Annotated in this window: 9 protein-coding genes and 1 rRNA gene; 9 read left to right on the top strand and 1 reads right to left on the bottom strand. The window is 70.8% G+C overall.

Annotated features, from left to right (window positions below):
- Positions 1-127: 127 nt before the first annotated feature.
- A 5S ribosomal RNA gene (gene rrf / locus KV205_RS23240) occupies positions 128-244 on the top strand.
- A gap of 87 nt (positions 245-331) precedes the next feature.
- Here rrf and KV205_RS23235 read toward each other — a convergent pair.
- Complete coding sequence (locus KV205_RS23235; RefSeq protein ID WP_265866483.1) at positions 332-928, bottom strand: Uma2 family endonuclease; 597 nt, start codon at positions 926-928, stop codon at positions 332-334.
- 68 nt (positions 929-996) lie between these two features.
- On the opposite strand from KV205_RS23235, the gene KV205_RS23230 reads away from it, so the two are divergent.
- The 8 genes from KV205_RS23230 (at position 997) to KV205_RS23195 (ending at position 7,847) form a co-directional block, all read left to right on the top strand.
- Positions 997-1,644 (top strand): HAD family phosphatase, encoded by a 648-nt coding sequence (locus KV205_RS23230; protein WP_265866482.1) that lies wholly within the window; start codon positions 997-999, stop codon positions 1,642-1,644.
- A 41-nt stretch (positions 1,645-1,685) separates the two neighbouring features.
- Positions 1,686-2,894, top strand: a complete 1,209-nt coding sequence (locus tag KV205_RS23225; protein WP_265866481.1) for an MFS transporter — start codon at positions 1,686-1,688, stop codon at positions 2,892-2,894.
- A complete protein-coding gene (locus KV205_RS23220; RefSeq protein WP_265866480.1) occupies positions 2,863-4,041 on the top strand; it encodes an acetoin utilization protein AcuC in 1,179 nt (392 codons plus the stop codon). The genes KV205_RS23225 and KV205_RS23220 overlap by 32 nt, the downstream gene beginning before the upstream one ends.
- Before the next feature lie 153 nt (positions 4,042-4,194).
- A complete protein-coding gene (locus tag KV205_RS23215) occupies positions 4,195-5,010 on the top strand; it encodes a phosphatase (protein ID WP_265866479.1) in 816 nt (271 codons plus the stop codon).
- Positions 5,011-5,136: 126 nt separating this feature from the next.
- On the top strand, positions 5,137-5,346 hold the full coding sequence (locus KV205_RS23210; protein WP_046910004.1) for a helix-turn-helix domain-containing protein: 210 nt from the start codon (positions 5,137-5,139) through the stop codon (positions 5,344-5,346).
- Between the two features lie 150 nt (positions 5,347-5,496).
- On the top strand, positions 5,497-5,595 hold the full coding sequence (locus KV205_RS23205; protein ID WP_003948845.1) for a 30S ribosomal protein bS22: 99 nt from the start codon (positions 5,497-5,499) through the stop codon (positions 5,593-5,595).
- Between the two features lie 150 nt (positions 5,596-5,745).
- On the top strand, positions 5,746-6,822 hold the full coding sequence (locus KV205_RS23200) for an NAD-dependent epimerase/dehydratase family protein (RefSeq protein ID WP_265866502.1): 1,077 nt from the start codon (positions 5,746-5,748) through the stop codon (positions 6,820-6,822).
- A 14-nt stretch (positions 6,823-6,836) separates the two neighbouring features.
- Complete coding sequence (locus KV205_RS23195) at positions 6,837-7,847, top strand: lysophospholipid acyltransferase family protein (RefSeq protein WP_265866478.1); 1,011 nt, start codon at positions 6,837-6,839, stop codon at positions 7,845-7,847.
- Positions 7,848-7,900 lie beyond the last annotated feature (53 nt).

Here is a 7,900-nt window from a genome sequence, read left to right as displayed (position 1 = left end):
AATGGGTGGAGCTGACCGGTACTAATAGGCCGAGGGCTTGTCCTCAGTTGCTCGCGTCCACTGTGTTAGTTCTGAAGTAACGAACACGCCCCCCTTCGGGAGGCGCGGCGGTTCAACTTCATAGTGTTTCGGTGGTCATAGCGTTAGGGAAACGCCCGGTTACATTCCGAACCCGGAAGCTAAGCCTTTCAGCGCCGATGGTACTGCAGGGGGGACCCTGTGGGAGAGTAGGACGCCGCCGAACAATCATTGTGGGAAAGCCCCGCACCATCTGGTGCGGGGCTTTTCTGCGTTCACGGCCGGGGTCGAGGCGTAGCCTCGCTCCGATGGCTCACCAGTCGGCCGGGTAGCTCTTGAGGCCGGTCGTGTCGAGAGTCCAGCGGCCGGCGGTGACGCTGTCTCCGAATGCGTAAGGGACTTCCTTGCGATAGCGGATACCGTCGGGGCCCTGCGACGGGTCGCTGTGCACTGTGACGGTCCTCTTGTCCTTGCGCGGGTCCACGACGACGTACAGCGGGACTCCCATCTTGGGGTAGTCGCAGAGCTTGTCGCGGATGTCCGTGAGGGAATCGGACCGGGAGACGACCTCCACGACCATCAGGACATCGCGGGAGTTGATGCTCTTCGCCGTGTCGTCGGTGTCCTCCTCCGCGATGACCATGAGGTCGGGCACCTTGGTCAGGCCCGTCACGGGATCGCCCATGTTGGTGTCGTTGAGGGCGATGACCTCGGGCGTCTGCGCCTCGATCTGACGGCGCAGTCTCACCACGTTGAGACCGTGTGGAGCCGTGGGGCTCATCATGGTGAGGAAGATCTGACCGTCGGTGGTCTGCACCTTCCATTGGTCTTCCTGATGTTCGGCCAGCTCCGCCAGCTGCTCCGCGAAGTCGTGCAGCCGGTGCATCTGCTCGGGGGTGAGGTCGGCCATGCTGTCCTCCTGGTAGGTGCCCGGACCAGCGTATCCATCGGCCACCTGCAGGGATCTAGGTTTGTCCTATGCGCTACGACCTGGTGATCTTCGACAATGACGGTGTGCTCGTCGACAGCGAGCCCATCTCCAACCACCTCCTTGCTGCCTACCTCACCGAGCTCGGGCACCCCACCACGTACGAGGAGTCGGTTCGCGACTTCATGGGGTCCGCCATGCACCGCGTGCACGAGATCGTCGAGGAGCGGACCGGGCGGACGCTGCCGGCCGACTTCGACGCCACCTTCCACCAGCGCGTATTTGAGGCGTTCCAGCGGGAGTTGGAGCCCGTGACCGGCGCGCCGGACGTGCTCAAGCGGCTCGTCGCCGCAGGGGTGCCGTACTGCGTGGCCTCGTCCGGGAGTCATGAGCGGATCCGGGTGGGGCATCGGAAGACCGGGCTCGACGCCTGGTTCCGGGAGGAGATCGTGTTCAGTGCCGAGGACGTCGGCCGGGGGAAGCCGGCGCCCGACCTCTTTCTGTACGCGGCCGAGCGGATGGGCGTGCCGCCGGGCCGCTGTGTCGTGGTCGAGGACAGCGCGCTCGGGGTGCAGGCGGCGGTCGCGGCCGGGATGGACGTGTACGGGTTCACCGCGATGACGCCGAGGGAGCGGCTGACCGGGGTCACCGGCTGCTTCGAGCACATGGACGAGCTGCTCGGCACATTGGGCATGTGATCCATCTACCGCTGGGTAGGTCCCGGCCCTACTGTGCCGCCATGACAGATGCGCGGTTGCGGCGTGGGCGGGGATCCCTCACGGTGAGCTTCTTCGTGCAGGGGGTCGCCTTCGCCCTGCTCGTGACCCGGATTCCGGCGATCCAGGACCGGTACGGGATATCCGACGGGCTGCTGCCCGCGTTCCTGGCGGCGGTGCCGGTCCTGGCCGGGGTGTCCAGCGTCGTCACCGAGAAGCTGGCGGCGCGGGTCGGGCCGGCCGCCGTGCTGCGGTGGGCGCAGCCCGTGGTGCTGCTCGCGCTCCTCGCGGTGGGCGCCGGTGCGGAGTTGTGGGCGGCGGCCGTGGCGCTCGGGGTGTTCGGGCTCGCGGTCGGCGCCCTGGACGCGTCCATGAACATGCTGGGCGTGAGCCTGCAGCGGGCGTACGGGCGGAGCATCATGCTCGGCTTCCACGCCTCGTACAGCCTGGGCGGGATCGCCGGTGCCTCGCTCGCCTGGGCGGGGGCGCACTGGCATCTGCCGCTGTTCGTGTCGTATCTGCCGGTGGTCGTGGTGCTGCTGCCGGTGGCGTTCGTCGGCAGCCGCTGGTACGTGGACGGGGGCGGGGAAGCCGAGGCCGCCATGGGCGCCGGCGAACCGGCGGGCTCCCAGCGCGTGGTGTTCCGGCTGCTGCTGCCGCTGTGCCTGGTGATGACCTTCGCGTACATCGGGGACTCGACGGTCTCCAACTGGTCGGCGAAGTACCTCCAGGACGTGCTGCACAGCTCGGAGGAGCTGGCGACGGTGCCGTACAACGCGTACATGGTGACGACCCTGCTCGGACGGACGGTCGGGGACTTCGGGGTGCGGCGGTTCGGCGCGGTCCTGGTGGTGCGGGCGGGCGCGGTGCTCGCGGCGCTGGGGTTCGCGGTCGTGGCGGCGGCGCAGGGGCCCTGGGTGGGCATGGCCGGGTTCACGGTGCTCGGGCTCGGGCTCAGCGTGGTCGTGCCGCAGACCTTCGCCGCCGCCGGAAGGCTCTTCCCCGGGGCGAGCGACGCGGCGGTGGCGCGGCTCAACGTCTTCAACTACGTGGGATTCCTGGTCGGCTCGCCGCTGGTGGGGGCGCTCGGGGACGCGTGGAGCTATCGCGGGGCGATGCTGGTGCCGATGGTGTTGGTCCTGGTGACGGTGGTGTATGCCACGTCGTTCGGCGCTCCGAAGGCCCGATACGGTGGCGGGCATGAGCGGCCGCGCACTGTTGATGTGGGATGAAGCTGTCACCGGGTACGACTTCGGGTCGGAGCACCCGATGGATCCGGTGCGGCTCGCGCTGACCATGGGGCTGGTGCGGGCGTTCGGGCTCGACCGTCAGGTGGACGTGGTGGCGGCGAAGCCGGCCGGGGACTCCACGCTGCGGCTTGTGCACCGCGAGGACTACGTGGCGGCGGTGCGGGCGGCTTCGGCGGATCCGCGGGCCGCGGACCAGACGTACGGCCTGGGGACGGTGGACGATCCGGCGTTCGCGGGCATGCACGAGGTGTCCGCGCTGATCGCCGGGCAGTCGGTGGGCGCGGCGGAGGCCGTGTGGCGGGGGGACGCGGCGCACGCCGTGAACTTCGCGGGCGGGCTGCACCACGCGATGCCGGGCGCGGCCTCCGGTTTCTGCATCTACAACGATGCCTCGCTGGCGATCGCCCGGCTGCTCGAACTGGGCGCGGAGCGGGTGGCGTACGTGGATGTGGACGTGCACCACGGGGACGGGGTGCAGGCGGCGTTCTGGGACGATCCGCGGGTCCTGACGATCTCGCTGCACGAGCATCCGCGGACGCTGTTCCCGCAGACGGGCTGGCCGGAGGAGACCGGCGGCCCGGGCGCGGGGGAGGGGAGCGCGGTGAACGTGGCGCTTCCGGCGGGGACCGCGGACGCGGGCTGGGTGCGGGCGTTCCACGCGGTGGTGCCGGAGCTGATCGCCGACTTCCGGCCGCAGGTCCTGGTGACGCAGCACGGCGCGGACACCCACTTCGAGGATCCGCTGGCCCATCTGGCGGTGTCGCTCGACGCGCAGCGGGCGGTGCAGGAGGCGTGTCACGAGCTGGCGCACGCGCATGTCGAGGGCGGGCGGTGGCTGGCGCTCGGGGGCGGCGGGTACGCGGTGGTGGACGTCGTACCGCGGTCGTGGACGCATCTGGTGGGGATCGCGGCGCACGCTCCGGTGGATCCGGAGTCAGTGATCCCGTCCTCGTGGCGGGACGAGGTGTACGCGCGGACCCGGCAGCTGGGGCCGGCGCGGATGACGGACGGGCGCTGGCCGGTCGGGGTGCGGGACTGGGCGGACGGCTACGACCCGGCGGACCGGCTCGACCAGGCGGTGCTCGCGACGCGGCGGGCGGCGTTCCCGCTGCGCGGGCTGCTGGCCTGATCCGCCTTGCCCGGTCCGCCTGCTGGCCTGATCCGCCTTCTGGCCTGATCCGTTCGTACGGGCGGGGGGACAGCGGGCGCCGGGTTACGCCGACTGTGGGGCGCGTTCGGGGTTTCGGCCCCGGTGCAGTGTCGTTCCGGCAGCATCGTCAGGGTGCTGAGTACCGGGGCGCTGCGGGCGCATCTGTTGGCGGCCGGGTTGGCCGGGACCGTGGCGACCTCGCGGGAGGAGAGCCTGCGGAGCTATCGGCTGTTCGCGGCCGGGGATCCGCGGGTGACGCTCGGGCTGGATCCCGAAGGCGGCTGGGACGAGGGTGAACTGCTGCGGCTGATGGCGGACAAGTGCGGGGTGTCGGGCGATCCGGCGCACCGTTCGGGGCCGGACGTGATCGATCCGGAGCGGACGCTGGGGGCGCTCGCGGCGTTCGCGGAGCGGCTCGGCGCGGCGGCCCGGCGGCGGGCTCCGGTGCTCCTCGGGACGGGCCATCCGCACCGGCTGCTCGGTTTCTACGCCGCGCTCGCAGACGCTTTGTCGGCGGCGGGCTGTCTTGTTCTCACCCCGGCGCAGGGGAGATGTGTCGACATAACGACCCGGTTCGGCGTACGCACGCACCTCCTCGACTACGTACGCGGTGTCGCGCTGGTGCGAGAACCGGACCTGCCGGCCGCAGGGCGCGAGCCAGGGGCGCACACGCACTCGCCGCTGCCGGTTCGGGCGGCCCTGGAGAGCGCGGCCGAGGCCGGCGGGCCGCTTCCGGAGCTGGTGGTGGGCGACCACGGCTGGGTCTGCGGGGCAGGTCAGCTGGGTATCGAGAGCATCGGGCTCGCCGACACGGACGATCCGGCGCTGTTCGTCGGGGAGGCCGAGGGGCAGGTGTCGGTGGCCGTTCCGCTTGATGACGGGGTCCGCTCGGACTACTACCGTCCACTCACTCGCTATGTACTCAATCGAGCGTGTCTGTCACGGTAAACGGCCGATGGTTGCTCCTCTTCCCCACTCGTACCACCCGCCCCTACTCTGGGCGTGAGCGCTCAGCGACGAAGAGTCACCGGAGGGGAAGCCGGTGGGCGTCGCGGCGGAAGGTACAGGTGGGTCATGGCTGCTGGCGACAGGCCTCTCAACGAGGTGAAGTTTCTGACCGTGGCGGAGGTCGCCTCGGTGATGCGCGTCTCGAAGATGACCGTGTACCGCTTGGTGCACAGCGGTCATCTGCCGGCGATCCGGGTGGGGAGGTCCTTCCGGGTGCCGGAACAGGCGGTTCACGAGTACCTCAGGGAATCCTTCGTGGGGGTCGCGACCGCTTAGCGGGCACGTGCCGTCCCGGGATGACGCCCTCGGTTTACGAGCCGGTCGCTCGGGGCGGTAGGCTAGCCCCTCGTAGGTCGTGTGGGCCCAGACGCCCCGCACCGATCCCCGCTGGCGCGGGGATGTTCCGAGAAGTGAGCGAGGGTAGTCGTGGGCTCTGTTATCAAGAAGCGGCGTAAGCGGATGGCGAAGAAGAAGCACCGCAAGCTGCTCAAGCGCACGCGCGTTCAGCGTCGCAACAAGAAGTAAGCGCGCGCGCCGCTTCGACGGCGTCGTGCGTCAGGCGTGGCCCCTCACCGTTTTCCGGTGGGGGGCCACGCTTTTATTGCGCCGAAATGTGAAGGCGCTACGGTGGCGGTCAGCGGAACACCGATGGAAGACCGACGGAAGGCGCTTCTCTTGGGCAAGGTCGTGCTCGTCACCGGTGCGGCACGGCACCTCGGGGCGCGTTTCGTCCGGCGCGTGCAGCGCGATCCGGAGGTCGACCGGGTGGTCGCCGTGGACGCGGTCGAGTCCCCGCACCCGCTGGGCGCCGCCGAGTTCGTCCGGGCCGACATCCGGCAGCCGACGGTCGCCAAGGTCCTCGCGCAGTACGACGTGGACACCGTCGTGCACATGGACGTCACCGGCACCGCGCTCGGCTCCGGCGGCCGTACGTCGGTCAAGGAGACCAACGTCATCGGCACCATGCAGCTGCTCGGCGCCTGCCAGAAGTCGCCGCGGGTGCGCCGGCTGGTCGTGAAGTCCAGCACGAGCGTGTACGGGGCCGCGCCCCGCGACCCGGCGGTCTTCACCGAGACGACCCCCGCCAAGTCGCTGCCGAGCGGCGGCTTCGCGAAGGACGCGGTCGAGGTCGAGGGATACGTACGGGGCTTCGCCCGGCGCCGCCCGGACGTGGCGGTGTGCGTGCTGCGCTTCGCGAACATCCTCGGGCCGCGGGTGGACTCCCCGCTCGCCGAGTATCTGGACCTGCCGGTCCTGCCCACCGTCCTCGGCTACGACCCGCGGCTGCAGTTCGTCCACGAGGACGACGTCATCGACGTCCTCGAACTGGCCTCCCGCGAACCGCGTCGCGCCACCCTCAACAGCGGCACCTTCAACATCGCCGGCGACGGGGTGCTGCTGCTGTCCCAGTGCGCCCGGCGGCTCGGCCGGCCGACGGTGCCGGTGCTGCTGCCCGCGGTCACCTGGGTCGGGCAGGCGCTGCGCACGGTCGGCCTGACCGACTTCGCGCCGGAGCAGATCCGGCTGCTCACCCACGGCCGGGTGGTGTCGACGGTGCAGATGCGCGAGACCCTCGGCTTCACGCCCCGCTACACCACCGCCGGGGCCTTCGCGGACTTCGCGGGGAGCCGGGGCCCGGGTCTGCTGCCGCCGGAGCTCCTGGCGGGCGCCGTGGACCGGCTCACCGACCGGCTCGCGGACCGGCTCGCCGACCGTCCCGTACCCGAACCGACCTCCCCGACCGCGGAATAGGAGCCCAGATCGCGATGGCGGACGCCAAGGTCATCCCCTTCGACGACGACCGGTCCCGGGCCCGCCGCCGGCCGCCCGGTGGCAGGAGCGACGGCGCGGCCGCCGTACGGGCGCTGCCGACGCAGCCGGCACCGGCTCCCGCTCCGGCCGAGCCCGAGGCCCCGGCGCCCGGCGGGGCCCGGGGCTCCGGCTGGGAGCGGCGGCTCGCGGGCGGGCTCGCGTTCCTGCGGCGGCGGGTCACCGGCGACTACGAGGTCGACGAGTTCGGCTACGACGAGGAGCTCACCGACCAGGTCCTGATGTCGCTGCTCCGCCCGCTGGCCGAGAAGTACTTCCGGGTGGAGGTGAAGGGCGTCGAGAACATCCCGAAGGACGGTGGCGCCCTGGTGGTGGCCAACCACTCCGGGACGCTGCCGCTGGACGGCCTGATGATGCAGGTCGCCGTGCACGATCACCACCCGGCGGGCCGTCATCTGCGGCTGCTCGCCGCCGACCTGGTGTTCATGCTGCCGGTGGTCAACGAGCTGGCCCGCAAGGCCGGCCACACGCTGGCCTGCGCCGAGGACGCCGAACGGCTGCTGAAGGCCGGGGAGATCGTCGGGGTGATGCCGGAGGGCTTCAAGGGCATCGGCAAGCCCTTCGCCGAGCGCTACAAGCTCCAGCGCTTCGGCCGCGGCGGCTTCGTCTCGACGGCGCTGCGGGCCGGGGTGCCGATCGTGCCGTGCTCGATCGTGGGCGCCGAGGAGATCTACCCGATGCTCGGCAACGCGAAGACGCTCGCCCGGGTGCTCGGCCTGCCGTACTTCCCGCTGACCCCGACCTTCCCGTGGCTGGGCCCGCTGGGCGCGCTGCCGCTGCCGACGAAGTGGACGATCCAGTTCGGCGAGCCGATCCCGACGGACGGCTACCCGCTGGAGGCGGCGGAGGACCCGATGCTGATGTTCAACCTGACGGACCAGGTCCGCGAACAGATCCAGCACACGCTGTACAAGTTGTTGGTGCAGCGCAGGTCGGTGTTCTTCTAGGGGTTCTTCCCGGTCCGGCGGTACGAGGAGGGGCCCGCCACCCATCCCGGGTG

Origin of the sequence: Streptomyces sp. SKN60 (genome assembly GCF_026236535.1) — a bacterium.
Classification (GTDB): Bacteria; Actinomycetota; Actinomycetes; order Streptomycetales; family Streptomycetaceae; genus Streptomyces.
Note: the sequence above shows the minus strand (reverse complement) of the source record. Positions and strands in the feature narration are given on the sequence as shown.